The organism is Rhodobium orientis (assembly GCF_003258835.1).
GTDB classification, from domain to species: domain Bacteria; phylum Pseudomonadota; class Alphaproteobacteria; order Rhizobiales; family Rhodobiaceae; genus Rhodobium; species Rhodobium orientis.
Map to the genome: position 1 here is coordinate 98,440 of NZ_NPEV01000007.1, position 26,991 is coordinate 125,430.

The following is a 26,991-nucleotide window of genomic DNA, read 5'->3' on the forward strand; positions in this document are numbered from 1 at the left end:
GCCCATCGGGCGCGGCTGACAGGCGTCGACCGTCGGCTTATGCTGGACGGGCTGAGGATCTTCGGCGGGGTTCGGGAGCCCGGCGGCGATGCGCCTTGCCACCTTCAACCTGGAATCCTTCGGCGGCGAACGGGCCGGCGATCCCGACGTCGCGGCGCGCATTGACGTTCTGAAGCCGCAGATCGAACGGCTGCGCGCCGACATCCTCTGCTTCCAGGAAGTCAACGGCCAGCGGCCCCATGGCGGCGGCCCGCGCCGGCTCGATGCGCTGGACGATCTCGTTGCCGGCCTCGACTGCGCCGGCTTCCACCGGGTCTCCAGCGGCGATCTTTCCAGCGGCGCGGCCGATGTCCACAACCTCGTCGTGCTGTCGCGCCATCCGATCGCTTCGGCCCGCGCCCTCCACCACGACCTCCTCGATCCGCCGACCTGGCGCCGCCGCACGGCCGTCCCGCCCGACGAGACGGCCGGACCGGTGATGTGGGACCGGCCGATGCTTGAGGCGGAGATCGCCCTGCCGGACGGCCGCTCCCTGCACCTTTTCAACGTGCATCTGCGCGCCCCGCTCGCCGCCCCGATCCCCGGCGGTAAGCTGTCGGCGACCTCCTGGGCGCGCAGCGATGCCTGGGCCGAAGGCTTCGCGCTCGCCGCCGTCAAGCGCCTCGGCCAGGCGGTGGAACTGCGGCTCGCCATCGATGCCATCTTCGATGCCAATGACGACGCCCTCATCGCCGCCGTCGGCGACTTCAACGCGGATGCGCTGGAAACCCCGCTGCGCATCGCCATTGCCGGCGAGGACGACACCGGCAACGGCGATCTTGCCGGCCGATCGCTGACCCCGGTGGAGCGCAGCGTCTCCGGCGACCGGCGCTACACCGTGCTGCACCACGGCCGGCCCCTGATGCTCGACCACGTGCTGATCAGCCGGGCCCTGCTCGGCCGCTTCGACGGGGTGGAGATCCACAACGAGACGCTGACCGACGAGCTGGTCGCCCAGGCAACCGGACGCCGGACGCCGGAATCCCACCACGCGCCGGTCGTCGCCCGGTTTGTGGAGTGATTGTTTCTTCCCTTCTATCCAGCCTGAGATCATTACGTGCCGGTCAACAAACTCCGCGTCACCACCGGACTTGATCCGGTGGTCCATGATGCCCCTCGGCAGAAAACGACCTAACTAATTGATCTCAAAAGCCCTATGGATTGCCGGGTCAAGCCCGGCAATGACGCAGAACGAGGTGCACGGCAGGCGCAAGACCGCATATACCGACGTTTCTGACTGCGGTAGGGCGCTCGCTCTTGGCCCGCCCCGCGACGGAAACCTGCTTTCCAGCTCTTTCCTATTTGTCGGCAAGGCTCATGATATAGGCGATGACGTCGGCGATCTCGTCGCGGGTCAGGTGCATGTCCGGCATCGGCGGATGCGGCGTGACGAGGAAGACGGAGAGCCCGTCCGCGGTCACGTCCTCGCGCTCCGCCAGGCTCTTGAAGGTGGGAACGTCCGGGCTCGCGGTCGTCTGGTCGGCCGAGGCCACATGGCAGTTGGCGCACCAGGTCCGGGCGATCCTCTCGCCCGCCGCGGGGTCGCCCGTTCCCTGGCCGAGCGCCGGGCCGGACGCAGCGAAAAGGCCGGCAAGGACGGCGGCGGTCAGAAGCGGAGCGGATCGACGGGCCATCGGCGGTCTCCAATTAAAGGGCGACGAATCGTATTCGAACATGTGCAACGGTCTACTATGGGCCGCGGCGAAGCGGAGGATCAACATGACATTGTGCAAATTTCGGGCACACCCGACCGGCGAGCGCCGGAAGGCGGGGCGAACCCTCCTCAACGCCGCCGTCGCCGCGAGCCTCGCCCTCGTCCCGGCGACCCTCGGATTTCGGCCCGTCGCCGCCCAGCCGGCGATCCTCTCCGGCAACGACCGGGTCCACCCCGTTGCGGCAAACCACGGCATGGTGGCAAGTCAGGAAGAACGGGCGAGCCGGATCGGCCTCGAAATCCTGCAAAAGGGCGGTAACGCCGTCGATGCCGCGGTCGCCGTCGGCTTCGCCCTTGCCGTCACCCTGCCGCGGGCCGGCAATCTCGGCGGCGGTGGCTTCATGATCGTGCATCTGGCTCCGAAGGACGGCCAGGGCACCGGCAAGACGGTCGCCATCGACTACCGCGAAATGGCGCCGGAAGCGGCGTTCCGCGACATGTTCCTCGATAAGGACGGCAACGCCGATAGCGACAAGTCGCGCTATTCCGGCCTTGCCGTCGGCGTGCCCGGCACCGTTGCCGGCCTTGCCCACGCCCAAAAAACCTATGGCAGCGGCAAGTTCACCCTTGCCGAGCTGATCGCGCCGGCCGAGGCGCTGGCGCGGGACGGCATGGCGGTCTCCGACGACCTCGCCTGGTCGCTTGGCCTTGCCATGCTCCGGCTGAAGAAAGACCCGGACGCCGCCAGGATATTCTACAAGCCGAGCGGTGCCCCCTACGGCGTCGGCGATACGCTGGTGCAAAAGGACCTTGCCGACAGCCTTGCGCTCATTGCCGACAAAGGCCCCGACGGCTTCTACAAGGGCCCGGTCGCGGCCGCGATTGCCAGGGCCGTTTCCGAGGCCGGCGGCGCAATGACCGAGGACGACCTTGCCGCCTATGAGGTCAAGGAGCGCGAGCCCGTCCGCGGCACCTATCGCGGCTTCGACGTCGTCTCCATGCCGCCGCCCTCCTCCGGCGGCGTCCATATCGTCCAGATCCTCAACATCCTGGAGGGCTTTCCGCTGGCCGCCTCCGGCTTCGGCAGCGCCGAGACCATGCACGAGATGGCCGAGGCGATGAAGCTCGCCTATGCCGACCGCTCCGAATTCCTCGGCGATCCGGACCATGTGGCGGTGCCGGTCAAGGCGCTGACGGCAACGGCCTATGCGGACGCGTTGAGGAAGACCATCGACAAGGACCGGGCGCGGCCGGCCGTGGAAATCAAGCCCGGCGATCCGGCGCCCTATGAGAGCGCCGAGACGACGCATTTCTCCGTCGTCGATGCCGACGGCAATGCCGTTGCCAACACCTACACCCTCAATTTCTCCTACGGCGTCGGCATCGTCGCCCCTGGCACCGGCATTCTCCTCAACAACGAGCTCGACGACTTTTCCGCAAAGCCCGGTATTGCCAACGCCTACGGCCTGATCGGCGGCGAGGCCAATGCGGTGGCGCCGCGAAAGCGTCCGCTCTCCTCCATGAGCCCGACCATGGTGTTCCGCGACGGCACGCTGGTGCTGGTCACCGGGTCGCCCGGCGGCAGCCGCATCATCACCACGGTGCTGCAGATCGTCCTCAACGTCGTCGACCACGGCATGAACATCGCCGAGGCGACGCTGGCGCCGCGCATGCATCACCAGTGGCTGCCGGACGAATTGCGGGTGGAGGAGGGCTTCAGCCCGGACACCCTCCGGCTTCTCGCCGAGCGTGGCCATGACGTCGTTACGAAAACAACGATGGGCTCGACCCAGTCGATCCGGGTCCGGCCGGGTATGCTGACCGGCGCCTCCGATCCCCGTCGCCGCGGCGCGGCGACCGTCGGCTATTGAGGCGCACCACCAGCGGTCGTGCGACCAGCGGTCCATGGCCGGGGGGCGCATCGCAACCTATCTTGTATACGCATACCTCGTTATTTTCCTGCCTTTGAAAGGATCGACGTGACCAAAGGATCGAGCCTCAGGCGGGGCGGCCTTCTCGCATGCGCCCTTGCCGGTCTGTTTCTGCTTCCGGGAACCGGTTTTGCCGAGGTGCCGCCGGGCGGCTGGCAGAGCATCCACAATGTCGATCACCCGCTGGTCGGCCGGATCTGGTCGCTGCGGGAAAACCGCGAGGTGAGCGCAAAGGAGTTGGTCGACAGCCTTGCCGGCGCAAATTCCGTGCTGCTTGGCGAGATCCACGACAATCCCGACCACCATAGCCTTCAGGCCTGGGCCATCCGCCAGCTCCTCGACCGCGGCGGCCGGCCGGCGGTGGTGTTCGAGATGGTCCCGCAGGATCTTGCCGGAACGCTTGCCGCGTATCTGAAGCGCTCGCGCCGCAATCCGGCCGATCTCGGCAAGGTGCTGGAATGGAACGAGCGCGGCTGGCCCGACTGGAAAATCTACCAGCCGATTGCCGAGGTGGCGCTCGCTGCCAACCTGCCGATCAAGGCTGGTGACGTCGCCCGCGACCTGCAGCGCCAGGTCGGTCAAAAGGGGATCAAGGCGGTCTCGCCCGGCGACCGCGAACGGCTGATGATGGACCGTCCGCTGGAGCCGGCGGCGGAAGAGGGGCTATTGGAAACCCTCCATGCCGGCCATTGCGGGATGATGCCGAAGGAGGCGCTCAGGCCGATGCTCGGCGTCCAGCGCCTGCGCGATGCGGTGATGGCCGACACGGTGCTCCTGGAATCGGCGGAGCAGCTCGGCTCGGTGTTGATTGCCGGCGCCGGCCACGTCCGCCGCGACTGGGCGGTGCCGTGGTACCTGGCCAAAAGGGCGCCGAAGCTGCGCGTCAGGAGCCTTGCCTTCATCGAGGCGATGGCCGACAAGCCTGCTGTCACCGACTATCTGGACGCCGAAGCGGACGGGGTCGGAACCGACCGCCCGATCTACGATTTCGTCTGGTTCACCCCCCGGGCGACCCTCGTCGACCATTGCGCGCAATTGCGCGAGCGCTTCCGCAAGCGCCAGGAAGAGCGTCAGTCCGAGGAGAAGGCGCAGGAAAAAGGCGACGCCGTGGTTGAGGACACGGAACAATAGCCCGTTACCGGGCGTTTTAACGCCGGCGCATCCAGAAACCCGTGCGGTTGACGCGAAAACGCCGCCATTCGGCTCCAAGCTGTGCGCCGCCGTCCCGACGGGCGGTTAGAGCGTATTCCCGAACCGAAGGTCCGCGTCAGCGAAAAGTGGGAACCGGTTTTCGGGCCAGAATACGCGTCAAAACAAGAAATAGAGTGTTTCTGGCGATTCCGTAATCGCATGAAACGCTCGAGGGATTTCGCGAATTCGGACGAGAGGACTTTCCAATGACCACCTTTTTCGGGCTGCGCACCGTTGTTGCTGCGCTCATGATGACGATTGCCGCCGCCGCCTTCCTTCCCGACCAGGCGAAGGCCCAGGACGCCTCCATCACGCTGCGCGTCGGCAAGGTCGGCTTCATCGTCGGCGCCTCCGGCGGCAACGGCGTTCTGTCCTATCGCGGCCAGCAGTATCCGCTCAGTGTCGCCGGCATGAGCGTCGGCCTGACCATCGGCGCCGCCGAGGCCGACCTGGTCGGTGACGTCTACAATCTGCGCCGCGTCAGCGACATCGAGGGCATCTATACGGCGATCGAAAGCTCCATGACCGCCGGCGGCGGCGAGGGCGAGATGCGCCTGAAGAACTCCAACGGCGTGGAGATCTTCCTGCACGGCAAGCAGGCCGGCATCGAGGCCTCGCTGGCGACGTCCGGCGTGCAGATCTCGCTGCGGTAAGGCGCGCGATCCGGCAGGACTGCCGGTCGCCGGAATGGAAAGGACAATGCGGGCCGCCACGGGCGGCCCGTTTCTTTGTGGCAAAGACCGGTGGCGTGAGGCTCAGTAGCCGCCCTTGCGCCGGCTTTCCGGCAACCCGGCGATGCGGCCGCCCTGCTTGGACGGGTCGAGCGGGAAGAGATCGTAGAGATCCTTCTGGCCGACCTTCTCCCCCCACTTGTCGGACATCGCCTTGACGATGGCGCGGGTGTTCGGCTGGGTCTGGTTGTTGTTGAAATATTCGCCGCGCAGAAAGTCGATCACGTCCCAGTGGCGCTCGGTCAGCGTGATGTTTTCCGCCTCCGCCATGTGCACGGCGAGCTCCTTCGACCAGTCGTCCTGGTGTTCCAGATATCCGCTGGCATTGGTTGCGATCTCAGTTCCGTTGAACGTCAAGGACATCGGTCGTTTTCTCCCTGAAAGCACGGCCCGACAGGCGCGCCCGGCGGCGTCCCGTGCCGCCGGCACGCGCTGCCGCCGCAAATACATATTCATATTATAATATTCGAAAGGACGACGAAAAGAGCAAAAAGCGTGGCCCGGGCGCCGTGATACCGGAAAATAATTTCCCAACGGCTTATACAGTAGATTCCGATTTTAAATCAGTCACCTGGAAGCCCGGGGTCGGTATTTGCACGCAGGATTTAACCGCTCGTTAAGGCGGTGGGCCCATTGTAGGCGCCTGATAATCCGAATCCAGCCATGCAAAAAACGATGAACGAACTAGACCTGGCCATGAGTTTTGTCGAGGACGTCAAGAAAAAGACGTCGATCGACGATGTGCGCGATCAGTTCGCCAGGACCATCACCGCCTTCGGTTTCAAGTCCTATCTGATCGCCGGCGTGCCCCTGCCGGGCGAGCGGCTCGACGATTATCACATGGCCTCCGGCCTGCCGCTGTCGTGGTTCGAGCGCTACATGCAGGAGAACTATGTCGGCGAGGATCCGGTCGTCAAAAGGCTGCGCTCCAGTGCCCAGCCCTTCGTCTGGCGCGATACGCTGAACGACCGCACCACCAACGAACTCGGCACCAAGATCATGAACGAGGCCCACGAGCACGGCCTCGGCGACGGCTTCTGCGTGCCGATCCATGGTGCCGACGGCTTCCAGGCCGGCGTCTCCCTCGGCGCCCCCGACGTCGACCTTTCGGAGCGCCACCGCGGCGCGCTGCACCTCATTTCCATCTACGTCCACAACCAGATCCGCGAACTCCTGATGCGCAACCGCGTCGAGCTGCCGTCGGTGCGCCTGACGCCGCGCGAGCTGGAGTGCCTGAAATGGACGTCGGCGGGCAAGACGAGCTGGGAAATTTCCAAGATCCTCAACATCTCCCAGCACACGGTGGACTGGTATCTCGGCTCGCTCGGACGCAAGCTCGGCGCGGTCAACCGGACCCAGGCCGTGGCCGAAGGCTTCCGCCGCGGCTTCCTGCACTAGGCCTCGCCGCAGGCTCGCGCTTCGCCCGATTTCCGCCCAATTCCAGGGCCGCGGGCAGGCCGGCAACACACATCCCGGCCGCGGCCGGTTTCGCCAAAAACCCCCGGACAACCTGGACCTGCAGGGCGCCGTGAGCGGCCGTCTGCGCAGTTTTGCCAATACGGAAAATTAGGGGCTTGTTAACCTTAACGCGCCGGTCATAGTTAACGCCACCTTAACGGGGGCGTACACATGGCATGCGTAATCGAGGGTCATAAGGCCCATTTCTACCGGGACGAGCTGGAAAAAATTTACCGGCTCCGGCATCAGGTCTTCGTCGACGAGCGGGGCTGGAAGGATCTCTGGAAGCCGGACGGCCGCGAGATCGACCAGTTCGATACGGAAAGCGCGGTTCATATCGCAGCGTTCCGCAACGGCGAGGCGGCCGGCTGCGCCCGCCTGCTCCCGACCGTCGGCCCGCATCTCCTGACCGATGTCTATCCCTGGCTCTGCGAAAGGGGCCCGATCCCGCGCGGACCGCACATCATCGAATGGGGCCGCCACTGCGTTGCCAAGGCCTGGCGCGACGGCGGCCAGCCGAGCCGCGTCGGGGCGGAGCTGATCCTCGGCGTCCTGGAATACTGCCTGCCGCGCGGCATCACCGAATGCACCGGCGAGAGCGATCCGGTCTGGATCTCCGGCTTCTTGCAGCTCGGCTTCGACGTCGACCCGCTCGGCCTGCCGGAAGTCATCGACGACGGCCCGGTGGTCGCGGTGAAGATGACCTTCAGCGACAAGACCCTGGAGACCACCCGCAGCGTCGTCGGTATCCCGCACAGCGTGCTGGAGCCGGACCGCGAGGAAATGCCCGTCGGCGAGCTGCGCCTGCAGCACTGACGGTTTCGGCCTTCATGGTTGAAGCAAACGGCGCGGATCCCGTCCGCGCCGTTTTCGCGTTGCAGCATTTCGCGCGCCACCGGGAGCGCCGTCGCTCTTTTCATCCAGGCGGCCTGCGTGTACGACTCGGCAGGTACGAAGTTTTCGGGATGGCCCGCGACGAGACGATATCTCCTCCCTGTCGTTGTCGCGCCGGCCGTTTGACCTGCGCCTGCCGCGGCCGGGAGAATGAGGATATTGCCGAATGCCGATCCAGAAGCTGCTTGTCGCCAACCGGTCCGAAATCGCCATCCGCGTGTTTCGCGCCGCCAATGAGCTGGGGCTGAAGACCGTCGCCGTCTATGCCGACGAGGACAAGCTGGCGCTGCACCGGTTCAAGGCCGACGAGGCCTATCGCATCGGCCAGGGCATGGGCCCCATCGAGGCCTATCTGTCGATCCCGGAAGTCATCCGCGTCGCCCGGGAATCCGGCGCCGACGCCATCCATCCCGGCTACGGCTTCCTGTCCGAGAGCCCCGATTTCGCCGAGGCCTGCGCCGAGGCCGGCATCGTCTTCGTCGGCCCGACGCCGGACACCATGCGCCGGCTCGGCGACAAGATCGCCGCCCGCAATCTGGCGATCGCCGCCGGCGTCCCGGTGATGCCGGCGAGCGACCCGCTCTCCGATGACGTTTCGGACGCGAAACGGGTCGCCGGGGAGATCGGCTATCCGCTGATGCTGAAGGCGTCCTGGGGCGGCGGTGGCCGCGGCATGCGGGTGATCCGGGGCGAGGCGGACCTGGAACGGGAGACCATCGCCGCCAAGCGCGAGGCCAAGGCCGCCTTCGGCCGCGACGAGGTCTATCTGGAAAAGCTGGTGGAGAAGGCCCGCCATGTGGAGGTGCAGCTCCTCGGCGACAGCCACGGCAACATCGTCCACCTCAACGAGCGCGACTGCACCGTGCAGCGGCGCCACCAGAAAGTGGTCGAGCGCGCGCCGGCCCCCTATCTCGACGACACTCGCCGCGCGGAACTGACCGGTTATGCGCTCGCCATCGGCCGCGAGGCCGGCTATGTCGGCGCCGGCACGGTGGAGTTCCTGATGGACGCCGACACCGGCGCCTTCTACTTCATCGAGGTCAATCCGCGGGTCCAGGTCGAGCATACCGTGACCGAGGAGGTCACCGGTATCGACATCGTCAAGGCGCAGCTCAAGATCGCCGACGGCGCGGTCATCGGAACGCCCGATTCCGGCGTCCCGGCGCAGGCCGATATCGAACTGCACGGCCACGCCCTGCAATGCCGGATCACCACCGAGGATCCCGAGCAGAACTTTATTCCCGACTACGGTCGCATCACCGCCTATCGCGGCGCCACCGGTTTCGGCATCCGGCTCGACGGCGGCACCGCCTATTCCGGCGCCGTCATCACCCGGTTCTACGACCCGCTGCTGGAAAAGGTCACCGCCTGGGCGCCGACGCCGCAAGAGGCGATCGCCCGCATGGACCGGGCCTTGCGCGAATTCCGCATCCGCGGTGTCGCCACCAATCTGACGTTCCTGGAAAACGTCATCTCCCACCCGCAATTCCAGAACGCGGACTACACCACCCGCTTCATCGACGAGACGCCGGCGCTGTTCTCCCAGGTCTCGCGCCGCGACCGGGCGACCAAGCTCCTCACCTACATCGCCGACGTCACCGTCAACGGCCATCCGGAGACCCGCGACCGGCCGCTGCCGCCGGCCGAGGCGCGCCGACCCGACATGCCGAAGCCGACCGGAACGCCGCCGGCCGGCACCAAGCAGCGGCTCGATGCCGAAGGGCCGGAAGCCTTCGCGAAATGGATGCGGGGTGAAGAGAAGGTGCTCGTCACCGACACCACCATGCGCGACGCCCACCAGTCGCTGCTCGCCACCCGCATGCGCAGCCACGACATCACCGGCATCGCCGAGACCTACGCCCACGGCCTGCCGGAACTGCTGTCGCTGGAATGCTGGGGCGGGGCGACGTTCGACGTCGCCATGCGGTTCCTCACCGAAGACCCCTGGGAGCGGCTGGCGTCCCTGCGCGAGCGGGTGCCGAACCTCCTTCTGCAGATGCTGCTGCGCGGCTCCAACGGCGTCGGCTACACCAACTATCCCGACAATGTGGTGCGCTATTTCGTCGACCGCGCCGCGAAGTCCGGCGTCGACCTCTTCCGCGTCTTCGACTGCCTCAACTGGGTGGAGAACATGCGCGTTTCCATGGATGCCGTCTGCGAGGCCGGCATGCTGTGCGAGGGCGCCATGTGCTACACCGGCGACATCCTCGACCCCGACCGGGCCAAGTACGACCTGAAATACTATGTCGGCCTTGCCCGCGAGCTGGAGGATGCCGGAGCCCACATCATCGGCATCAAGGACATGGCGGGCCTCCTCAAGCCGGCCGCCGCCACCGTCCTCGTCAAGGCGCTGCGCGAGGCGACCGACCTGCCGATTCATTTCCACACCCACGATACCTCGGGCATTTCCGCGGCAACGGTGCTCGCCGCCATCGATGCCGGCGTCGATGCGGTCGACGGGGCGATGGACGCGCTCTCCGGCATGACCTCCCAGCCCTGCCTCGGCTCCATCGTCGAGGCGCTGCGCGGCGGCCCGCGCGATCCCGGCCTCGATGCGTCGAAGATCCGCGAGATCTCGTTCTACTGGGAAGGCGTGCGCAAGCAGTACACGGCCTTCGAGCCGGACCTGCGCTCCGGCGCCTCGGAGGTCTATTTGCACGAAATGCCCGGCGGCCAGTTCACCAACCTGAAGGAACAAGCCCGCTCCCTCGGCCTTGAGCGCAAATGGCACGACGTCGCCCAGACCTATGCCGACGTCAACGACATGTTCGGCGATATCGTCAAGGTGACGCCGACCTCCAAGGTCGTCGGCGACATGGCGCTGATGATGGTCTCCCAGGACCTCACCGTCGACGACGTGATGGACCCGAAGCGCGACGTGGCGTTCCCGGAATCCGTGGTGCAGCTCATGCACGGCGATCTCGGCCAGCCGACCGGCGGCTGGCCGCCGGCGCTGCAGAAGAAGGTGCTGAAGGCGACCGAGCCGGTGACGGTGCGCCCGGGCTCGCTCTTGAAGCCCTCCGACCTCGATGCCGTGCGCAAGGAGGCGGAAGAGGCGGTCGGGCGCGAGCTCACCGACAACGAACTCGCCTCCTACCTGATGTACCCCAAGGTCTTCACCGAGTTCGCCAAGGCCGAAGCGCTCTACGGCCCGGTGACGGTGCTGCCGACGCCGGTCTATTTCTACGGCCTGCCTGCTGGCGAGGAGATCTTCGTCGACCTGGAGCGCGGCAAGACCCTGGTCATCCGCTGCCAGGCGATCGGCGATGTCGACGATGAGGGCCAGGTGCGGGTGTTCTTCGAGATGAACGGCCAGCCGCGCAACGTCAAGGTGCCGGACCGCGCCCATGGCGCCGGCGACGCCGCCGTCCGCCGCAAGGCCGAGCCGGGCAATGCCGACCATGTGGCCGCCCCGATGCCGGGCGTTGTCTCGACCGTCAACGTCAAGGTCGGCCAGGCGGTGGAGAGCGGCGACATGCTGCTGTCGATCGAGGCGATGAAGATGGAAACCGCGCTCCACGCGGACCGCGAGGGCACCGTCGCAGAGGTCGTCGTCCAGCCCGGCATGCAGATCGATGCCAAGGACCTGCTGATCGTATTCGAGGCCGCCGCCGAGTGATGCGGTCACATTTAGTTGAGTGCCGCGCGGGCTGCACGGCATCGCGCAAGGCTTGACGGCGGTTTCGCCCGCACCAACTTCACGGCAAGAAAGGGTCCGTCCGTTCCTTCGGTAAGCCCCCCGTCTCGCCGGGGACGGTTTCCCTTTCGGCGCTGGAATTCCCTCCCAGCGCCATGCGCCATCATTGCGCAGGCGCCCAGCCTCCCCCCGGGGCTGGGCGCTTTCGATTCCGCGTCCCGCCCCTGATGCGTTTTTGTCCGCGATCCCCTATCAAGGGGAACGCCCTACCGACGATTCTCTTTCCCGGAAACGACGCGCCATGACCGACGCCCTCAAGGTTGCCACCTGGAACATCAACTCCGTGCGCCTGCGCGCCGGTCTCGTCGAACGCCTGCTGACGGAAGAGGCGCCCGACGTGCTCTGCCTGCAGGAGACCAAGTGTCCGGACGCCGCCTTTCCGGAAAAAGGCTTTCGCCAGCTCGGCTACGAGCACATCGCCATGAAGGGCCAGAAGGGCTATCACGGCGTCGCCGTGCTCTCGAAGCGTCCGCTCAGTGCCGTCGATACGCGCGATTTCTGCGAAAAGGGCGATGCCCGCCATCTCGCCGTGACACTCCCCTTTGCCGGCGCGGACGTGGTCATCCACAATTTCTATGTCCCCTCCGGTGGCGACGAGCCGGACCCCAAGGTCAACGACAAGTTCGCCCACAAGCTCGACTTCCTTGCCGAGATGAAGGACTGGCTGACGGGGGACGAGACCGCCCGACCGGCGATCCTCGTCGGCGACCTCAACGTCGCGCCCCTGGAAGAAGACGTCTGGTCCCACAAGCAGCTCCTGAAGGTCGTCAGCCATACCCCGGTGGAGACCGACCTCCTGAAGGCGGTCCAGGTCTCCGGCGGCTGGGTCGACGTCATGCGCCGGACCGTGCCGGAGACGGAAAAGCTCTACACCTGGTGGAGCTACCGTGCGCGCGACTGGCAGACCTCCAATCGCGGCCGCCGGCTCGACCATGTCTGGGCAACGCCCGCCCTCGCCCCGTCCTACCGCGACATGCGGGTGGTGGCCGATGCCAGAGGCTGGGAAAAGCCGTCCGACCACGTGCCGGTGATCGCCCGCTTCGAAGGGTAGAGCGTTTTCGCAACCGCGCGGATTTCTGCGCCGCGAGAATTTTTTCGAACGCCAAGAAAAAAGCCCGGACCGTGCGAAACGGTCCGGGTAGTTATGAAGCCCACCGACAGAGCGGTCACGGCTTGGGAGAGATGAACTTTGACCGCCAGGGATCCGGGCGGTCTCCGGGGCGATGCCACCGGCAATCCGGGTGGTCACGCAAACAACTGCCGGATTCTTCGGCAAACCTGCCGGGAATCCTGGTACCTCGGATTTCTACTCACAAGTTCCGTGCCAACCGCGTCGAATGCACCGAAATACCTGAAAACGCGGGTAAACTCGGAATTGCTCGCATTCTACGTCGCGTGCTGTCGGCGGCCCAGTGACGGCATTCTGCTTTCCGCGTGGGCAGCTGCCTGTTTTTCGACCTCGGTATCGAGGCAGTTCGCCGGTCCCGTTCTGAGGCGAGGCGAGGCGATGCGGGCCGCGCCGGGCATCGGCTCCGATAGATGCGTCCGGCGGCTATGGCCCGCCGCGCGAGCCGCGTCGGAAGGGGGCTCACGAGAGCACAAAAAAACGCCGGGGGACGGATCCCCCGGCGCCTGTCTGGTGTCGGTTTCGGCTGGGCGTCAGACGCGCTGGCTGCCCGTGCCGAATTCCGGATAGGCTTCGACGCCGATTTCCGCCTTGTCGAGGCCGGCATATTCTTCCTCGGCCGAGACGCGGATGCCGATGACCATCTTCAGGATGACCCAGGCGACGAGCGAGACGACGAAGGCGAACACGCCGTAGGCGACGATGCCGATGGCCTGGACGGCGAAGCTGGCGTCGCCGTTGGTGATCGGAACCGCGATCGTGCCCCAGATACCGGCCAGGAGGTGGACCGGGATGGCGCCGACCACGTCGTCGATCTTCAGCTTGTCGAGCAGCGGCACGGCGAAGACGACGATGACGGCACCGACACCACCGATGATGATCGCCATCAGCGGGCTCGGGGTCAGCGGTTCGGCGGTGATCGAGACGAGGCCGGCCAGGGCGCCGTTGAGGGCCATGGTGATGTCGACCTTACCGTAGAGGATCTGGGTCAGGATGATCGCGACGACGACACCGCCGGCCGCGGCCAGGTTGGTGTTGGCGAAGATGCGCGACACGTCGGCAGCGTCCGAGGCGGTGCCGAGAGCGAGCTGCGAGCCGCCGTTAAAGCCGAACCAGCCGAGCCACAGGATGAAGGTACCGAGCGTGGCGAGCGGCATGGACGAACCCGGAAGGGCGTTCACTTCGCCGTTCGTGCCGTACTTGCCGGAACGGGCGCCGAGGATGAGGGCACCGGCGAGAGCGGCCCAGCCGCCGACCGAGTGCACGAGGGTCGAACCGGCGAAGTCCTGGAAGCCCATGTCCTGGAGCCAGCCCGCGCCCCACTTCCAAGAACCGGCGAGCGGATAGATGATGCCGGTCAGGAGGACAGTGAAGATCAGGAACGGCCACAGCTTGATGCGCTCGGCGAGCGTGCCGGAGACGATCGAGGCGGTGGTGGCGCAGAACACCATCTGGAAGAACCAGTCGGACGGCACCGAATAGCCGCCGTCGGCGGTCGAGCCCGCGCCGGCCGCCGGCCAGCTATAGGGTCCGGGGGTGCCGAACCAGCCGCCATTGGCGGCAACGTCGGTGTACATCAGCGCGTAGCCGACGACCCAGTACATGATGCCGGCGATCGCATAGAGCGCGATGTTCTTCAGAAGCTGCATCGAGACGTTCTTGGAGCGGACGAGACCGGCCTCGAGCATCGCGAAGCCGGCGGCCATCCACATCACCAGGAAGCCCATGGACAGGAACAGGAAGGTGTTGAAGATGTATTGGGCTTCGGCGGAAAGCGTGCCGGAACCGGCGGGTGCGGCCTCGGCCGTGGTCGCGGCCGCGTCCTGGGCCAGCGCCGGGTCGGCAAATGCCGCCAGCGCCGTAAGCGCCGTCACAGTGGAGAGGATAGAAAGGGGTTTCATGGCTGTCTCCTGGATATGATACGCGACGCTTACAGCGCGGCTGCGTCCGCTTCGCCCGTCCGGATGCGGACGGCCTTGACGAGATCAACGACAAAGATCTTGCCGTCACCGATCTGGCCGGTCTTGGCAGCGCCGACGATCGCGTCGACCGCCGCATCGGCGCGGTCGGCCGGAACGGCGACTTCGATCTTCAGTTTCGGAAGGAAGTTCACCGCGTATTCCGCGCCACGGTAGATCTCCGTGTGGCCCTTCTGACGCCCGTAGCCCTTGACCTCGGTGACGGTGAGCCCCTCGATGCCGATGCTCGTCAGTGCATTGCGCACCTCCTCGAGCTTGAACGGCTTGATGATGGCCATAACGATTTTCATGTGCGGCTCTCCCGCTCGCTTTGCCCGCCGTCGACTCTCACGACGGACTTCGTTGCCTTGAGACCGGCCGCAATGACCGGGCTCCGTTTACTGGGGTCGACCGGAAGGGTTTGCAGCCTCCGATTCCGGTCGCGACCGCGCGGCTACTTTCAAGCCGTGTGCCAAAGGGGAAAAACCGCCAAGAATCAACGGTCTGTTAAGAACTGACGCAAAATTGCGCGTATCCAGCGTGGATACACTGCTCAAAAATCATGCAAAAACGGAAAAATGCACAAGGAAGATGCGAATTCGTGCGCCAACGCACAAATCCGAATCGCTCACCATGTCGGATGTCAGCGGGTGATCCGCAAGAGGCCTTCCTGGACGACGCTGGCGACCAGCGTGCCGTCGCGCGTGAACACCAGCCCGCGCCCGAGGCCGCGCCCGGCCGACGTGTTCGGCCCGTCCTGGGCATAGAGCAGCCAGTCGTCGGCCCGGAACGGCCGGTGGAACCAGATCGCATGGTCGAGGCTCGCCGGCTGCAGGTCCTTGTCGAACACGGACCGGCCGTGGGCGAACAGGGCCGTATCGAGCAGCGTCATGTCCGAGGCGTAGCCGAGCACGCAGTCGTGGATGTCCTGGTCGTCCGGCAGGGCTCCGGTGGCGCGGATCCACACATGCTGGGCCGGCGGGAACTTCTCGCGGCTGTGGTAGTGGGCGAGATTGACGGGCCGCAGCTCCAGCGGCCGCTCGCGCTCCCAGTAAAGACGCACATTCTCCGGCGCGTTTTCCAGGAAATAGTCGCGCATCTCCGCCTCGCCCGGCAGCTCTTCCGGCATCGGCACGTCGGGCATGGCGACATGGTGGTCGAGCCCCTCCTCGCGGACCTGGAACGACGCCCCCATGGAAAAGATCGCCTTGCCGTGCTGGACGGCGACCACGCGCCTGGTGGTGAAGGAGCGGCCGTCGCGGATGCGGTCGACCTCGTAGACGATCGGGACGGTCGGATCGCCGGGCCTCAGGAAATAGCCGTGCATGGAATGCACCGGCCGGCCGACGACGGTGCGCGATGCGGCGACCAGCGCCTGGCCGACGACCTGTCCGCCGAAAACGCGCTGCCAGCCGACCTGCGGGCTCATGCCACGGAACAGGTTGTGTTCGATGCGCTCAAGATCGAGTATCGACAGAAGCGTTTCGACGGCGGTCGACATGGCGGCGGTCCGGACTATGTTTTGACAGGGCGGGCGGAGCCAGACTAGCCGTGTTTGGCCGCGCAAAGTCAAGCCGCCGCGCCACCAAGGGAGAGGGCAGGATGCCGACAGCAGGGACGACCGCAGGGACCGGGGATCTCGACGTTTTCATCGCCGGCGGCGGCTATGTTGGCCTGTCGCTTGCCGTGGCGCTGAAGAAGGCCGCACCCGGCCTTGCCGTTGCCGTTGCCGATGCGCGCCCGCCCGCAGCGTTCGATAAGGACGAACGGGCCTCCGCCTTCGCCGCCGCCGCCTGCCGGCTGTTCGACACCCTCGGCGTCTGGCGCGACATCCGCGACGAGGCGCAGCCGATCACCGACATGATCGTCACCGACAGCCGCCTGCGCGACATGGTGCGCCCGGTCTACCTCACCTTCGAGGGCGACCTGGCGCCCGGCGAGCCCTTCGCCCACATGCTGCACAACCGGATTCTCGTAAAAGCGCTTCTGGGTGCCGCCGAAAAAGCCGGCGTGGAACTGCTGGCGCCGGCCCCGGTCGACGATTTCTCCACCGGCGACGAGCACGTCACCATCCGCCTCAAGGACGGCAGTGAGCGCACCGCGCGCCTGCTGGTCGCCGCCGACGGGGTGCGCTCGCGGCTGCGCGACCTTGCCAATATCCGCACCGTCAAATGGGACTACGGCCAGTCCGGCATCGTCACCACCGTCGCCCACGAGCGGCCCCACCACGGCCGCGCGGAGGAGCATTTCCTGCCCTCAGGACCGTTTGCCATCCTGCCCCTGAAAGGCGACCGCTCGTCCCTTGTCTGGACGGAAAAGCGCGGCGAGGCGGAGCGGCTCGTTGCCGGCGACGACTTCACCTTCGAGCTGGAACTGGAGCGCCGCTTCGGCCGCCACCTCGGCAAGCTGCGCCTCGACGGGCCGCGCCAGGCCTATCCGCTCGGCCTGACCCTTGCCCACAGCTTCATCGCGCCGCGCCTGGCGCTTGCCGGCGACGCCGCCCACGGCATCCATCCGATCTCCGGCCAGGGCCTCAATCTCGGCTTTCGCGACATCGCCGCGCTCGCCGAGATCGTCGTGGAAACCCACCGTCTCGGCCTCGATGTCGGCTCGATGGAGGTGCTGGAGCGCTACCAGAGCTGGCGCCGCTTCGACACCTGGCAGATGGGCGTCGTCACCGACGTGCTCAACCGGCTGTTCTCCAATGACAACGACCTCATTCGCGCGGTCCGGGATTTCGGCCTCGGTGTCGTCGACCGGCTTCCGGGCCTGAAGAAGGCGTTCATCGGCGAGGCCGCCGGCATGGCCGGTAACGTGCCCCGGCTCCTGCGCGGCGAGGCGCTCTGAGGCTCCGCCACGCCGGCCGGCCCGGATATCCCGTCAGCCCTCGATGACCTGTTGTGACCGGACCGGGCGCACAGCGGGCAGCCGCATGACCGTGCCTGCACGTAACATCCCGTCGCGGTATTTATTTGTCCAGGTTCCCGGCAATCATACGAAGCATAGCAATCCGAATATTACGATGTGTCGAAATGATTTATTTAGAGTTTCGCCGTAGTTTTGGTTAATCGGATAGCATGCAGAGAGAAAAAAGATGGGCCGCCAGCTGCCGGGTCCGCATCACTGCGTGACCCTGGGGATCTCCGAAGCGCTGAATGTCTTCAAGTTCCTGAAGGAGGAGTGCGAAGACGGCGCCAGTTTCGGCAAGACCGATCTCGATGCGTTGATGCAGAAATATCTTGTGAAGATGTCACGGGAGATGGGTCGGTACTACGAATCGAACGCGCGCTGTTATTCGTCGATCGAAACCGACTATCCGATCTTCAACCCGCGAAAGCTGGCCCACAGCCTGCTGACGGAACATTTGCGCCAGCCGATCCTGTCGAGCTTCAAATTACAGACCCAGGACGCCTCCAAGAGCTGGATCACCTTCTTCGTGCACGGCCTGATGAATTTCGCCACCCACGAGATCGGCACAGATCTGCCGGCGGCCGTGGCCAAGCGCTACAACACCCTCGCCTTCACCAATTCCCAGAACATAACGATCGGCACCTGCCTGCAGGATGAGGGGATCTCGGCGATCCTTGCCGCGTTCGTGAAGAAATTCCGCCCCGTGCTGATCAACGAGGAAATCCTCGACCGGCTGACCAAGTTCATCAACAAGGAAATGGATGAACGCTTCGAAAGCCGCGGCCCGAGCCGGCTTCACGTCAACAACAAGGAAGTGACGGTCTTCTTCACCAAAGCGATCGGCTGAGGGCGAAGCGCGGCGTTTTCCAGGCTTCTTATGGTGCCAGGCATCCGAGGTCGTCGGCCATGTCCCGGAAGGCGCGGTGGAGCCGGTCCGCATCGCGCGTTCCCTGTGCCGTGACGATGGCGCCTTGCCACTCCGTCACGGTGCGCTCGGCCCGCCGGCGCGCCACGTCGGTGGCAACGCCGGTGTCGACGAGCGTCTCCTGCAGGCGGCGCTCCAGCATCTCGAAGGCTTCGCCGGCGCGGCGGGCCGTATCCTTGTCGAATGCGGAAAAGTCCCGGATCGCCGCCGCGATCTGGCAGCCGTGCTTGTCGTAGTCCTCGCTGCCTTGCGCCATCACCCCGAGGATCGCCGACAACCGCGCCGTGGCCGGTGCGCCGGTTCCCTCGATCTCGTCGAGCTTGCGTTCCACGTCGTCCACGAACATGTCGGCAACGGCACGGGCAAGCGCCGCCTTGCTCTTGAAATAGTAATAGACATTGCCGAGCGGCACGTCCGCCTCGGTGGCGATGTCGGCAAGGCTGGCGCCCGCGTACCCTTTGGTCCAGAACAGCTTGGCGGCTGCCTCGACCAGGCGGTTGCGTTTGTCGGCGGCGGTTTTTCGGGCCATATCCAATTTATCCAGGGCTCGTCGATTAAGTCAGGCTTCCAACGCCGGGGGGGTGCCATTGTTCCCTTTGCCGCCAAAATGCCAAATTGTGGGTGGCAACGCCGCAACGCCGGGGATACGGTCCGGCCATGACCAGACGCACCATCCTGATCACCGGCTGTTCCTCGGGAATCGGCGCCGCGGCGGCGCGGATCCTTCATAGCGAAGGCTGGCGGGTTTTCGCCACTGCGCGCAAGGACGCGGACCTCGCCCGGCTCAAGGACGAGGGGCTGGAGGCGTTCTATCTCGACTACACCAGGCCCGACTCCATCGAGGCCCTTGCCGGGGAGGTGCTGGCGCGCTGCGACGGCAGGCTCGACGCGCTCTTCAACAACGGCGCCTACGGCCAGCCCGGCGCGGTGGAGGACGTGCCGGTGGCGGCGCTGAGGGCGCAGATGGAGGCGAATTTCTTCGGCTGGCACGACCTCACCTGCCGCATCATCCCCGCCATGCGGGCGGCGGGGGGCGGGCGGATCGTCCAGTGCTCATCGGTTCTGGGGTTGGTCGCGATGCGCTACCGCGGCGCCTATGTGGCCTCAAAGTTCGCCCTTGAGGGCCTCACCGACGTCATGCGCCAGGAGCTGCGCGGCTCGGGCATCCATGTGGTGTCGATCGAGCCGGGGCCGATCGCAACCAGGTTCACCGAGCACTCAAAGCGCGCCTTCGTCGCCAATATCGACCTGGAGAACTCCGCCCACAGCGACTACTACGCGTTTCGGCTGAAGCAGTTCGACGAGGGCGGCGACACGCGCTTCGAACTGCCGCCGGAGGCGGTCGTCGCCAAGCTGAAGAAGGCGCTGGAAAGCCCCAGCCCGAAGCCGCACTACTACGTCACCTTCCCGACGCACCTGATGGCGTTCCTGCGCCGCATCCTGCCGACGCGGCTGTTCGATGCCTTCCTGGTGCGCGTGGTCTGAGGCGATCCCGGTGCCTCAGCCGGAGGCCTTCCAGGCGATGATCGAGGCGTAGAGGTCGTTGTAGTCGTCGTCGTTGGAGTCTTCCAGGAGCAGGTTGTAGCCCTGGCCGATGATCGCCCCGGTATCGGAGGGAACGCTGTAGGGCTGCAGCACCGTCTTGATGGTGTCGGAGCTGGCGATGGTGATTTGGAGCTGCATGTTGCTGCCGACCACCTGCTGGTAGCCGGTCGACAGCGGCGGCATGAAGGACTGGGACGCGTTGCACTGGTTGTCCACATAGGTCTTGGAGTCGTCCTTCAGGGTCACGCAGATGTTGAAGGCGGCCTGGGTATTGATGTTCCAGGCCATGTACCAGTTTTTCGGAATGCTCTGCAGCAGGATCGTCTTTGACGCCATGTCGTGTCCCTTTCGTTTGCCGGCACGAATGCCTGAAAGCGCTTCGGCAAAAAGCGCGAAGCGGTCCAGAGCCGGCTCCCGGGAAGCGGGAACCGGTTTTCGAAAACCTACCTGTTAAAATAAACGCCTAGCCGCCGGACGGGCCCGGCATTGCCTGCTGGGTCTCGAGGACTTCGGCCGCCCGCTTGGCCAGCACTTCGCGCACCTCGTCCTCGCTGTGCGGCTTGCCGTTCTTCAACTCCGTCAGGTTGGGCTCGATCGGAATGAAGATGTCGTCGTCGCCGTGCAGCCACAGGGCGGTGAAATGGACCCCGGGCGCTTCCAGCAGCCGGGCCTCGTAGTCGCCCTTCTGCACCGCATCGAGATCGAGGGCGCGGGTGAGCCCGGCGGCCATGGCGCCGGCCCGCGGTCCCTCGTGAAAGGCGACCACCCTTGCCGCGCCGCCGTCGGCGGCGAGTTCGGCTTCGGCGCGCATCGTCTGCGCGTCGCCGACCAGATGCCGCCAGTTGCCCGGCCGGCTTTCGGCGAGCGGCGCGCCGCCGGCGAGCGCCTCCAGGTCCGGATACCAGACCCGGATGGCATTGCTGACGACGGTTCCGCCGGCGGCGAACCGTTGCTCGAGGCTGGTCGCCATCGACGTGTCGCGTTCGGCGAGAAACTCCTCGACCGCGGCGCCGGCGTTTTTGGGGCTGTCCTGTGCGAATCGGATGGGCATCTCGGGTCCAGCTCAGCTGCTAAGGGTCGGTTTGGTGTAGTAGGTGTGGGTCCACGTCCCGCCGCCATGATATTGCGCGGGGAAGTCGGTGAGCGGCATGGACGTCTTTCCGTAGATGGAATCTTCCAGGTAGATCGTCACCTTGGTCGGGTCGCCATCGGGGTAGGAGTAGCCGGTGATCGACAGGAAGTGGGCGCCGCCGCCGGTCCAGGCGACGCGGACGCAGACCGGGACGCCGGTGTTGAGCTGGCTCTCGATCGTCGACGCGGTCGCCGTGCCGGAGACCATGCTCGCGAAGGATTTGGTGTAGGTCAGGGACTTGTCGAGATAGCCGTAGACATTGCACGGCCCCGGCACCGGGTTGTTGCAGCAATTGCTGTAGCCGAGGCAGCCATTGGCGGTGTCGCACTGGGTCCAGCTTCCGGTCTGGAAGAACAGGCCCACCGACGTGCCGACCGCGGACCAGCACCAGTTCGTCTGCTGCTGGTGCTGCATGTTGAGCGGCAGGATCCGGCAGACGACATGGGCCCAGACCTTGGCCGCCAGTTTCGCCCGTGCGGGGATATCGACGGCCAGACGACCGAATTTCTGCGTAAAGTCAGCCGCCGTCACCGAACTGCGCGCCATCGTTCCACCTCGATCCATTGGTGCGGAAGATCGTGGCTATGACTATGAGGCGCATATTCGGAACAATCAACTATAAAGTGTATCACAAATTTGCAATTCGGTTGTGCGGCGCAGCGCGCATCCCGGCCTGTCAAAGGGATTTCCCCGTCGACTGGCCCTAACCGATGTTGCGAGGCGATTGCGACAACGCCGGCGCCGGCCTATCCTCGGTGAAACTCCGGCGGAGACCCTATGGAACCCTTCTTCTACAATCTGGTGCCGTTTGCGATCGCCGCGGTCGCGCTCGTGCTCGTCCTCGGCCTCTTCAACATGATGCGCGGCGGCAGTGCCAACACCTCGCAAAAGCTGATGCGCGCCCGCGTCATCTTCCAGGCCGTGGCGCTCGTCATCGTCATGGCGGCGATCTATTTCATGCAGAAATAGCGCTCCGGTCCCGCACCGATGCCGGCAGCCTGTGCGGGGCATGCCCATCGCCCCGTCCGTGCCGCACAGCCAGGATGCGCTGCCCATGTTCATTCCGCTCTATGACGACAACCCGCTGCGCTCCATCGGGCGGCAATATGTGACGCTGGCGCTGATCGCGGTCACCACGCTCATCTTCGTCGTCTTCCAGAGCGGCATCGTCCTTCATGCCGACCGCGCCGCGGCGCTCTCCTACGGGTTGATCCCCGCCGTCGTCACCGACTACCGGGTGCTGCCGCCGGGCTACGAGCAGATCCCGGAATGGGCGACCTTCGTCACCTACGCCTTCCTGCACGGCGACTGGCTGCACCTTGCCGGCAACATGCTGTTCGTCTGGGTGTTCGGCGACAATGTGGAGGACGCCCTCGGCCATGTCCGCTACCTCGCCTTCTACCTCATCTGCGCCGCAGCGGCCGCCGGCGTCCATGTGCTCTTGCTGCCGCAGTCGGAATCGCCGCTGATCGGCGCGTCGGGCGCGGCGTCGGGCATCGTCGCCGCCTATCTGTTGCTGCATCCGAACGTGCGCCTGTGGGTGCTGGTCTTCTACAAGATTCCCATACCGATCACGGCCGCCTGGGCGCTCGGCGCCTGGATCGGCCTGCAATTGCTGAACGCCTTTTCCGGCGGCGACGCGCCGGTCGCCTGGTGGGCCCATGTCGGCGGGCTCCTTGCCGGCGCCGTCCTCATCGTCGTGATGCGCCGGCCGGGCGTGCGGCTGTTCGACCGCAACCTTGCCCGATGAGCGGCCGAACAAACGCGTTTCGGGCAATCTTTCGGCGGCAAACCGGGCGTGTGTCGCCGCCTGGATGCGACCCATTGCGCGAATCAGTGTGCACTGCGGCAAGCGCCGGAGCGCGAGCGTTGACACCCCGATTGCCCATCATTACGGTCGCCCCCGCCTTTGCGTTGAAACCGGGCCGAAAGCGCGCAAGCGAGCGTGGTGCCGCGGTTTCGCGACAGTGTTGAGAGTTTTGCATGGAATGCCGCCGGAAACGACGTCCGGCGCCAAGGGAGGTTCGAGGGAATGAAGGTTCTCGTACCGGTCAAGCGCGTGATCGACTACAACGTCAAGGTCCGCGTGAAGCCTGACGGATCCGGCGTCGATCTGGCCAACGTCAAGATGTCGATGAACCCGTTCGACGAGATTTCCGTCGAGGAGGCGATCCGCCTGAGGGAAGCCGGCAAGGCCGAGGAGATCGTGCTGGTCTCCATCGGCCCGAAACAGGCCCAGGAAACCATCCGCACCGGCCTTGCCATGGGCGCCGATCGCGGCATCCTGGTGGAGACCGATGCCCCCGTCGAGCCGCTCGCCGTCGCCAAGATCCTGAAGGCCATCGTCGAGGCCGAGGAGCCGGGTCTCGTCATCCTCGGCAAGCAGGCGATCGACGACGACAGCAACCAGACCGGCCAGATGCTCGCCGCCCTCCTCGGCTGGGCCCAGGGCACCTTTGCCTCCAAGCTGGAGTTCAAGGACGACGGCACGGCGGACGTCACCCGCGAGATCGATGGCGGCCTGCAGACCATCAATCTGAAGATGCCGCTGGTACTGACCACGGATTTGCGCCTCAACGAGCCGCGCTACGCCTCGCTGCCGAACATCATGAAGGCCAAGAAGAAGCCGATCGACATGAAGACGGTGGACGACTACGGCGTCGACATCGCGCCGCGCCTTGAGGTGGTCAGCACCGTCGAGCCGCCGGCGCGCGAGGCGGGCGTCCGCGTCGAGAGCGTCGCCGAACTGGTCGACAAGCTGAAGAACGAAGCCGGCGTCCTGTGACGCTCCGGAGCGTCGGGCGAAAAAGCGGAATCCGGTTTTTCGACAACCCGACGCGGCAAAATAGAGACCAAGATCATCAGGCGATTCAGATGAATCGGCTGATGATCTGGACCGCAACGGGAGAGACAGGGCAATGACCACGCTGCTCGTCGCCGAACACGACAATGCCAGCCTCAGCGACCAGACCGCCAAGGCACTGACCGCGGCCGCCGATCTCGGCGGCGACGTCCATATCCTCGTCGCCGGCAAGGACGCCCGACCCGCCGCCGAGGCCGCCGCCAAGCTTTCCGGCGTCGCCAAGGTGCTGCTCGCCAACGGCGATGTGCTCCTCAACGGCCTTGCCGAGCCGACCGCGGCGCTGATCCTCGGCCTTGCCGACGGATACGACGCCATCGTCGCCCCGGCGACCACCGCCGGCAAGAACGTCCTGCCGCGGGTCGCGGCCCTCCTCGACGTCATGCAGGTCTCCGACATCACCAGGGTCGTGGCGCCGGACACCTTCGAGCGGCCGATCTATGCCGGCAACGCCATCCAGACGGTCAAGGCGCTCGACGCCAAGAAGGTCATCACCGTGCGCACGGCCTCGTTCCAGGCCGCCGGCGAGGGCGGGTCTGCCGCGATCGAGGAGATCGCCGTGCCGGAGGATCCGGGCCTTTCCGGCTTCGTCGGCAACCGGCTGTCGGAATCGGAGCGCCCGGAACTGACCTCGGCCAAGATCATCGTCTCGGGCGGCCGCGGCGTCGGCTCCGACGAGAACTTCGAAAAGGTGATCACGCCGCTCGCCGACAAGCTGGGCGCTGCCGTCGGCGCCAGCCGCGCCGCGGTCGATGCCGGCTTTGCGCCGAACGACTGGCAGGTCGGCCAGACCGGCAAGGTGGTGGCGCCGGAGCTCTACATCGCCTGCGGTATCTCCGGTGCGATCCAGCACCTGGCCGGCATGAAGGATTCCAAGGTCATCGTCGCCATCAACAAGGACGAGGACGCGCCGATCTTCCAGGTCGCCGACTACGGGCTGGTCGCCGACCTTTTCGACGTGATCCCGGAGCTGGAAGCCGAACTCGACAAGGTCAAGGGCTGAGCGTCCCGGCAACGGACAACGTGCCTTCGATAAAGGGATGGACAGGGCCGCGGAAATTGCGTCGAATTGTCGTGCCGGTGCGGCGGCCCGGACATTGCCGTTTCATATAACGGCGGCAAGAATACCGTCGATACTCCCGGCGCCGACACCGGCGGGCGGGCTTGCGGATCACCGAAGGGACCGAAGAGAGCAATGGACGTAAATATTCAAAAGGTCGGGGTAATCGGCGCCGGCCAGATGGGCAACGGGATTGCCCATGTCAGCGCTCTCGCCGGCTATGACGTCCTTCTCAGCGACGTCTCGCTGGATCGCTGCCAGGCGGCGCTGGCGACCATCAACGGCAACATGACGCGCCAGGTCGCCAAGGGCAACATCTCCGAGGAGGACCGCAAGGCGGCGCTGGATCGGATCAAGCCGACGGAAAAGCTGGAAGACCTCGCCGACGTCGACATCGCCATCGAATCGGCGGTGGAGAACGAGACCGTCAAGCGCAGCATCTACGCCAAGCTCTGCCCGCACCTGAAGCCGGAGGCGATCCTCGGCACCAACACCTCGTCGATTTCCATCACCCGGCTGGCGGCTTCCACCGACCGGCCGGAGCGCTTCATCGGCGTTCATTTCATGAACCCGGTGCCGGTGATGGAGCTGGTCGAGCTGGTGCGCGGCATCGCCACCGAGGACGAGACCTTCGACCACTGCCGCAAATATGTGGAAAGCGTCGGCAAGACGGTGGCCGTCGCCGAGGATTTCCCGGCCTTCATGGTCAACCGCATCCTGTTGCCGATGATCAACGAGGCGATCTACACGCTCTATGAGGGCGTCGGCTCGGTGGAGGCCATCGACACGGCCATGCGCCTCGGCGCCAACCACCCGATGGGCCCGCTGCAGCTCGCCGACTTCATCGGTCTCGACACCTGCCTGTCGATCATGCAGGTGCTCTATGAGGGCCTTGCCGATTCCAAGTACCGGCCGTGCCCGCTGCTGGTGAAATATGTCGAGGCCGGCTGGCTCGGCCGCAAGACCCAGCGCGGCTTCTACGACTACCGCGGCGAGGAGCCGGTGCCGACCCGCTGAGGCGTTTCCGGCAGTGGACGGCAACCGTCCCGGCGTCGCGTGCCGGCGGATAAGTTCATTTGAATTCATAGAGATGGGATACGGCGGATAAGCGCGATTGCCGCTTTTGCGATCCGTTAACCCTCCCCGTTGGTCGTTCCGGGTGCCGTTGCAGCCAGCCCGGTTGGCAACCTTTCGTTAATCCGCCCGGCCGAGACTGGGGCCTCGAAAGGACCGACCCGATGAGTATCGCCGCATCCTACGCCGTCACCACCCAGGCCCAGACCCAGATCGCCATGCAGACCGCCATGGTGAAGCAGGCCCATGAGGCGGACCAGTCGATTGCGAACGTTCTGGAGCAGGCGGTGGAAGCGGGTCAGCAACTCGCCTCCGCTCCGCCGCCCGGCATGGGCGCCAGCGTCGACGTCAGCGCCTGAGCAAAAAGCCCGGACTGTCCGCCGTTCTCCCAAAGCAAGCCCGGCATTTTCGACGCGCGCCGCACTGGATTGCTTCGCTGCGCTCGCAATGACGGTTTCATCAACAGTTTCAACGTCATTGCGAGGAGGCCATCAGGCCGACGCGGCAATCCATTGAGCGTTGGCGGTAGGCTCGCGCTTCTCTTGGTCGCGTATGGACCTGCTCAACCCTCCACCGTCACCCCGGCCTTGAGCCTTGGTGCGGCGTCGATGATCCGGGCCAACGCGCGACCAGATCATCACCGGACATACCGTATGGACAGGGGCATTGGCCCCCGCTTCAAGTGTTTGTCCCGGGGAGATGATTGACAGGTGTTCGGGGACATGGCTGACAGTCATTGATGATCGTTTCGGGTATGGTTGAGGTCAATGGTTGCGATATGCGTTGCACCGAAGCAGACGCGATAG

General features: G+C 65.5%; 26 protein-coding genes. 17 read left to right on the plus strand and 9 right to left on the minus strand.

The features are described 5' to 3' along the window. Positions 1-88 precede the first annotated feature (88 nt). Positions 89-1,060, plus strand: coding sequence for an endonuclease/exonuclease/phosphatase family protein (locus CH339_RS05400; RefSeq protein ID WP_111433258.1), 972 nt, complete (start codon positions 89-91; stop codon positions 1,058-1,060). A gap of 277 nt (positions 1,061-1,337) precedes the next feature. Here the strand turns inward: CH339_RS05400 and CH339_RS05405 are convergent, their stop codons facing one another. Continuing rightward, positions 1,338-1,673 (minus strand): c-type cytochrome, encoded by a 336-nt coding sequence (locus tag CH339_RS05405; protein WP_170138412.1) that lies wholly within the window; start codon positions 1,671-1,673, stop codon positions 1,338-1,340. A gap of 85 nt (positions 1,674-1,758) precedes the next feature. On the opposite strand from CH339_RS05405, the gene ggt reads away from it, so the two are divergent. The 3 genes from ggt to CH339_RS05420 all read left to right on the plus strand — a co-directional run bounded on the left by ggt (position 1,759) and on the right by CH339_RS05420 (position 5,468). After that, on the plus strand, positions 1,759-3,564 hold the full coding sequence (gene ggt, locus CH339_RS05410; protein WP_111433260.1) for a gamma-glutamyltransferase: 1,806 nt from the start codon (positions 1,759-1,761) through the stop codon (positions 3,562-3,564). A gap of 108 nt (positions 3,565-3,672) precedes the next feature. Then, on the plus strand, positions 3,673-4,755 hold the full coding sequence (locus CH339_RS05415) for a ChaN family lipoprotein (RefSeq protein ID WP_170138413.1): 1,083 nt from the start codon (positions 3,673-3,675) through the stop codon (positions 4,753-4,755). Positions 4,756-5,021: 266 nt separating this feature from the next. Then, on the plus strand, positions 5,022-5,468 hold the full coding sequence (locus tag CH339_RS05420; protein WP_111433262.1) for a lipid-binding SYLF domain-containing protein: 447 nt from the start codon (positions 5,022-5,024) through the stop codon (positions 5,466-5,468). A gap of 102 nt (positions 5,469-5,570) precedes the next feature. On the opposite strand, the gene CH339_RS05425 is transcribed toward CH339_RS05420, so the two are convergent. Then, entirely contained in the window at positions 5,571-5,909 is a 339-nt protein-coding gene (locus CH339_RS05425; RefSeq protein ID WP_111433263.1) for a TusE/DsrC/DsvC family sulfur relay protein, read from the minus strand. 312 nt (positions 5,910-6,221) lie between these two features. Between CH339_RS05425 and CH339_RS05430 the strand changes: the two genes are divergently transcribed. The 4 genes from CH339_RS05430 to xth all read left to right on the plus strand — a co-directional run bounded on the left by CH339_RS05430 (position 6,222) and on the right by xth (position 12,646). After that, a complete protein-coding gene (locus tag CH339_RS05430) occupies positions 6,222-6,944 on the plus strand; it encodes a LuxR family transcriptional regulator (protein WP_170138414.1) in 723 nt (240 codons plus the stop codon). A gap of 231 nt (positions 6,945-7,175) precedes the next feature. Then, positions 7,176-7,820 (plus strand): acyl-homoserine-lactone synthase, encoded by a 645-nt coding sequence (locus CH339_RS05435; protein ID WP_111433265.1) that lies wholly within the window; start codon positions 7,176-7,178, stop codon positions 7,818-7,820. 244 nt (positions 7,821-8,064) lie between these two features. Next, positions 8,065-11,517 carry a pyruvate carboxylase gene (pyc, locus tag CH339_RS05440; protein ID WP_111433266.1) on the plus strand — a complete coding sequence of 1,151 codons (3,453 nt, stop codon included), beginning with the start codon at positions 8,065-8,067 and terminating at the stop codon, positions 11,515-11,517. Between the two features lie 319 nt (positions 11,518-11,836). Next, positions 11,837-12,646 (plus strand): exodeoxyribonuclease III, encoded by an 810-nt coding sequence (gene xth, locus CH339_RS05445; protein WP_111433267.1) that lies wholly within the window; start codon positions 11,837-11,839, stop codon positions 12,644-12,646. A gap of 608 nt (positions 12,647-13,254) precedes the next feature. Here xth and CH339_RS05450 read toward each other — a convergent pair. The 3 genes from CH339_RS05450 to tesB form a co-directional block, all read right to left on the minus strand. Then, a complete protein-coding gene (locus CH339_RS05450; protein ID WP_111433268.1) occupies positions 13,255-14,622 on the minus strand; it encodes an ammonium transporter in 1,368 nt (455 codons plus the stop codon). A gap of 29 nt (positions 14,623-14,651) precedes the next feature. Then, complete coding sequence (locus tag CH339_RS05455; protein ID WP_111433269.1) at positions 14,652-14,990, minus strand: P-II family nitrogen regulator; 339 nt, start codon at positions 14,988-14,990, stop codon at positions 14,652-14,654. A gap of 332 nt (positions 14,991-15,322) precedes the next feature. After that, positions 15,323-16,198: an acyl-CoA thioesterase II gene (gene tesB, locus CH339_RS05460; RefSeq protein ID WP_420825916.1), complete on the minus strand. Its 876-nt coding sequence runs from the start codon at positions 16,196-16,198 to the stop codon at positions 15,323-15,325. A gap of 83 nt (positions 16,199-16,281) precedes the next feature. Between tesB and CH339_RS05465 the strand changes: the two genes are divergently transcribed. Further along, positions 16,282-17,526, plus strand: a complete 1,245-nt coding sequence (locus CH339_RS05465; RefSeq protein ID WP_111433302.1) for a ubiquinone biosynthesis hydroxylase — start codon at positions 16,282-16,284, stop codon at positions 17,524-17,526. A 247-nt stretch (positions 17,527-17,773) separates the two neighbouring features. Next, positions 17,774-18,436 (plus strand): hypothetical protein, encoded by a 663-nt coding sequence (locus CH339_RS05470; RefSeq protein WP_111433271.1) that lies wholly within the window; start codon positions 17,774-17,776, stop codon positions 18,434-18,436. 28 nt (positions 18,437-18,464) lie between these two features. Here the strand turns inward: CH339_RS05470 and CH339_RS05475 are convergent, their stop codons facing one another. Next, positions 18,465-19,043: a TetR/AcrR family transcriptional regulator gene (locus tag CH339_RS05475; protein WP_111433272.1), complete on the minus strand. Its 579-nt coding sequence runs from the start codon at positions 19,041-19,043 to the stop codon at positions 18,465-18,467. A 128-nt stretch (positions 19,044-19,171) separates the two neighbouring features. Here CH339_RS05475 and CH339_RS05480 point away from each other — a divergent pair, with 128 nt between their 5' ends. Next, positions 19,172-19,999 (plus strand): SDR family oxidoreductase, encoded by an 828-nt coding sequence (locus CH339_RS05480; RefSeq protein WP_111433273.1) that lies wholly within the window; start codon positions 19,172-19,174, stop codon positions 19,997-19,999. A gap of 15 nt (positions 20,000-20,014) precedes the next feature. On the opposite strand, the gene CH339_RS05485 is transcribed toward CH339_RS05480, so the two are convergent. The 3 genes from CH339_RS05485 to CH339_RS05495 form a co-directional block, all read right to left on the minus strand. After that, positions 20,015-20,395, minus strand: a complete 381-nt coding sequence (locus CH339_RS05485) for a hypothetical protein (protein ID WP_111433274.1) — start codon at positions 20,393-20,395, stop codon at positions 20,015-20,017. A gap of 127 nt (positions 20,396-20,522) precedes the next feature. After that, positions 20,523-21,110 (minus strand): hypothetical protein, encoded by a 588-nt coding sequence (locus tag CH339_RS05490; RefSeq protein WP_111433275.1) that lies wholly within the window; start codon positions 21,108-21,110, stop codon positions 20,523-20,525. A gap of 12 nt (positions 21,111-21,122) precedes the next feature. After that, positions 21,123-21,737, minus strand: a complete 615-nt coding sequence (locus tag CH339_RS05495) for a papain-like cysteine protease family protein (RefSeq protein WP_170138415.1) — start codon at positions 21,735-21,737, stop codon at positions 21,123-21,125. A gap of 231 nt (positions 21,738-21,968) precedes the next feature. Here CH339_RS05495 and CH339_RS05500 point away from each other — a divergent pair, with 231 nt between their 5' ends. From CH339_RS05500 to CH339_RS05525, 6 genes are all read left to right on the plus strand, one after another. Beyond that, on the plus strand, positions 21,969-22,160 hold the full coding sequence (locus CH339_RS05500) for a twin transmembrane helix small protein (protein WP_111433277.1): 192 nt from the start codon (positions 21,969-21,971) through the stop codon (positions 22,158-22,160). A gap of 40 nt (positions 22,161-22,200) precedes the next feature. After that, entirely contained in the window at positions 22,201-22,941 is a 741-nt protein-coding gene (locus CH339_RS05505) for a rhomboid family intramembrane serine protease (RefSeq protein WP_306461167.1), read from the plus strand. Between the two features lie 282 nt (positions 22,942-23,223). Continuing rightward, positions 23,224-23,976 (plus strand): electron transfer flavoprotein subunit beta/FixA family protein, encoded by a 753-nt coding sequence (locus CH339_RS05510; protein ID WP_111433278.1) that lies wholly within the window; start codon positions 23,224-23,226, stop codon positions 23,974-23,976. A gap of 133 nt (positions 23,977-24,109) precedes the next feature. Then, on the plus strand, positions 24,110-25,054 hold the full coding sequence (locus CH339_RS05515; protein ID WP_111433279.1) for an electron transfer flavoprotein subunit alpha/FixB family protein: 945 nt from the start codon (positions 24,110-24,112) through the stop codon (positions 25,052-25,054). A gap of 192 nt (positions 25,055-25,246) precedes the next feature. Beyond that, positions 25,247-26,128 (plus strand): 3-hydroxybutyryl-CoA dehydrogenase, encoded by an 882-nt coding sequence (locus tag CH339_RS05520; protein ID WP_111433280.1) that lies wholly within the window; start codon positions 25,247-25,249, stop codon positions 26,126-26,128. Positions 26,129-26,349: 221 nt separating this feature from the next. Then, complete coding sequence (locus CH339_RS05525; protein WP_111433281.1) at positions 26,350-26,544, plus strand: putative motility protein; 195 nt, start codon at positions 26,350-26,352, stop codon at positions 26,542-26,544. Positions 26,545-26,991 lie beyond the last annotated feature (447 nt).

Excerpts from the sequence above, each read along its gene's own strand:
- CH339_RS05505 (WP_306461167.1), top strand. The coding sequence starts at position 22,201 with ATGCCCATCGCCCCGTCCGTGCCGCACAGCCAGGATGCGCTGCCCATG.
- xth (WP_111433267.1), top strand. The coding sequence starts at position 11,837 with ATGACCGACGCCCTCAAGGTTGCCACCTGGAACATCAACTCCGTGCGC.
- CH339_RS05475 (WP_111433272.1), bottom strand. The coding sequence starts at position 19,043 with ATGGCCCGAAAAACCGCCGCCGACAAACGCAACCGCCTGGTCGAGGCA.
- CH339_RS05450 (WP_111433268.1), bottom strand. The coding sequence starts at position 14,622 with ATGAAACCCCTTTCTATCCTCTCCACTGTGACGGCGCTTACGGCGCTG.
- CH339_RS05520 (WP_111433280.1), top strand. The coding sequence starts at position 25,247 with ATGGACGTAAATATTCAAAAGGTCGGGGTAATCGGCGCCGGCCAGATG.
- CH339_RS05500 (WP_111433277.1), top strand. The coding sequence starts at position 21,969 with ATGGAACCCTTCTTCTACAATCTGGTGCCGTTTGCGATCGCCGCGGTC.
- CH339_RS05425 (WP_111433263.1), bottom strand. The coding sequence starts at position 5,909 with ATGTCCTTGACGTTCAACGGAACTGAGATCGCAACCAATGCCAGCGGA.
- CH339_RS05510 (WP_111433278.1), top strand. The coding sequence starts at position 23,224 with ATGAAGGTTCTCGTACCGGTCAAGCGCGTGATCGACTACAACGTCAAG.
- CH339_RS05420 (WP_111433262.1), top strand. The coding sequence starts at position 5,022 with ATGACCACCTTTTTCGGGCTGCGCACCGTTGTTGCTGCGCTCATGATG.
- CH339_RS05490 (WP_111433275.1), bottom strand. The coding sequence starts at position 21,110 with ATGCCCATCCGATTCGCACAGGACAGCCCCAAAAACGCCGGCGCCGCG.
- CH339_RS05470 (WP_111433271.1), top strand. The coding sequence starts at position 17,774 with ATGGGCCGCCAGCTGCCGGGTCCGCATCACTGCGTGACCCTGGGGATC.
- ggt (WP_111433260.1), top strand. The coding sequence starts at position 1,759 with ATGACATTGTGCAAATTTCGGGCACACCCGACCGGCGAGCGCCGGAAG.
- CH339_RS05485 (WP_111433274.1), bottom strand. The coding sequence starts at position 20,395 with ATGGCGTCAAAGACGATCCTGCTGCAGAGCATTCCGAAAAACTGGTAC.
- CH339_RS05480 (WP_111433273.1), top strand. The coding sequence starts at position 19,172 with ATGACCAGACGCACCATCCTGATCACCGGCTGTTCCTCGGGAATCGGC.
- CH339_RS05495 (WP_170138415.1), bottom strand. The coding sequence starts at position 21,737 with ATGGCGCGCAGTTCGGTGACGGCGGCTGACTTTACGCAGAAATTCGGT.
- CH339_RS05405 (WP_170138412.1), bottom strand. The coding sequence starts at position 1,673 with ATGGCCCGTCGATCCGCTCCGCTTCTGACCGCCGCCGTCCTTGCCGGC.
- CH339_RS05515 (WP_111433279.1), top strand. The coding sequence starts at position 24,110 with ATGACCACGCTGCTCGTCGCCGAACACGACAATGCCAGCCTCAGCGAC.
- CH339_RS05465 (WP_111433302.1), top strand. The coding sequence starts at position 16,282 with ATGCCGACAGCAGGGACGACCGCAGGGACCGGGGATCTCGACGTTTTC.
- pyc (WP_111433266.1), top strand. The coding sequence starts at position 8,065 with ATGCCGATCCAGAAGCTGCTTGTCGCCAACCGGTCCGAAATCGCCATC.
- CH339_RS05435 (WP_111433265.1), top strand. The coding sequence starts at position 7,176 with ATGGCATGCGTAATCGAGGGTCATAAGGCCCATTTCTACCGGGACGAG.
- CH339_RS05525 (WP_111433281.1), top strand. The coding sequence starts at position 26,350 with ATGAGTATCGCCGCATCCTACGCCGTCACCACCCAGGCCCAGACCCAG.
- CH339_RS05430 (WP_170138414.1), top strand. The coding sequence starts at position 6,222 with ATGAACGAACTAGACCTGGCCATGAGTTTTGTCGAGGACGTCAAGAAA.
- CH339_RS05400 (WP_111433258.1), top strand. The coding sequence starts at position 89 with ATGCGCCTTGCCACCTTCAACCTGGAATCCTTCGGCGGCGAACGGGCC.
- CH339_RS05455 (WP_111433269.1), bottom strand. The coding sequence starts at position 14,990 with ATGAAAATCGTTATGGCCATCATCAAGCCGTTCAAGCTCGAGGAGGTG.